This window comes from Caloramator proteoclasticus DSM 10124, assembly GCF_900129265.1.
GTDB classification, from domain to species: Bacteria; Bacillota; Clostridia; order Clostridiales; family Caloramatoraceae; genus Thermobrachium; species Thermobrachium proteoclasticum.
In genome coordinates, this window is the sequence record NZ_FQVG01000112.1 from 1 (window position 1) to 1,428 (window position 1,428).

The 1,428-nt window shown below is 30.9% G+C and carries 2 protein-coding genes; both read right to left on the minus strand.

Features of this window, described 5'->3' with window-relative positions; all coding sequences use genetic code 11:
• Positions 1–398: DUF669 domain-containing protein (locus BUB63_RS13095; protein WP_073250468.1), on the minus strand; the 398-nt coding region annotated here is incomplete at its 3' end.
• Positions 399–414: 16 nt separating this feature from the next.
• Positions 415–1,428: AAA family ATPase (locus tag BUB63_RS13100; protein WP_159431481.1), on the minus strand; the 1,014-nt coding region annotated here is incomplete at its 5' end.

A 1,428-nucleotide genomic window follows, 5' to 3' on the forward strand; every position in this document is an offset into this window, starting at 1 on the left:
TATTCAACTGCATATTCTAAATTGCCATCAATTGCTTCATGAATATCAAGTATTAAATCATTATATTGTGAAAAGCTTTCAAACTCTACTTCAATCCCTGAATCAAGGGATCTTAAAAATTCATTAGCTGTGTGTATTCCATAGGCAGTGCTTAAAACTTGGTTCATGAATATAATTGAATTTTTATATTCTCCTTCTAATATCCTCATCCAGCAAGTTAGCATAGGCTTTCCTGTCTTTGATTCTACAAGTTCCATCTTTTCAATCTTTACCTCATACGTTCCAAAAGGAACTTCTTTGTATTCTGCCTCATTTGATGCTACATTCTTTAAATCTTCCTTTAATCCTTTAATGTCAAACTCCTTGTCGAATTTTTCAAAAATACTTTTGCTTGCCATAATTATTTCCTCCTTTTTATTTTCTTGAGCGTCTGCTCATTTTTGTTTGTTCATCGTCATTTGATATTTCATTATTTGGGTCATTGTTCTTATCTTCATTGTCATATGATACTTCTTCTAAAATAAACCCTTGGGCTTCTTTAAGTGCTTTAATAAACTCATCTTTATCAAGTTTTACTCTCGGAACTTTAAAGTTAAATCTTCCACCACCGAAGATATTTTCACTTTTTTCAAGTAGTAAATATCTTTCATCACCATCCATATATGCTCTAACTGTTAAATCAACGGTTCCTGCTAACACATTGGCTATTTTTTCATTTATATTTGGTTTTATTGTTGTTAGCTTGTTTCCATTTTTTAATGTTATTTCTGTATTAATTTCTTTTGATATATAAATCACTTGGTATCCTAAATTTTTAAGCCTTTTTATTGCTGATAGAAATTCAGTTCTAACCATGTCCCATCCTTTGCCAAAGCCAGCATCCTGCTCGTGGTCTATTCCAAGTTTTTTATACATATATAATCTGCAGTGTTCATAAAGGTCCTCGATTAAATCAATGCATACTTTTTCGAAGGTATTATCTTTTCTCTCAAGCTCCGTTATAACATCAAGGAACACTTCCCATGCCATTTTTACTTTCTTTAATCTTCCTTCAAATGTTACTTCATCTGCTATTTTTACAATTGGAGATGTTGTGTTATCTGTATTCCCATCAGTGTTTAAAAATAACAGGTTAGGGAACTTATCAACAAAAGTTGATTTTCCTACATAGCTGTCTGCATAAATCCACATATCAGGGTTTTCATCAATTTTTATGTCCCTTCTTTTGTTTTCAGGTAAAAGCATATATGTTTCTCCTCCTTCACAATAAGTTTTATATTCACACCATTCACATAGCTTTGAAGGTGTTTTTTCAAACTCAGTTTCATTTTTAATTTCATCACATATTCTGAAAAACTCATTAACCTTTATTTCATCATAGTCTATGTTTACTATCTCAACTTCCATATTTTCTAAAGTTTCTTTTAG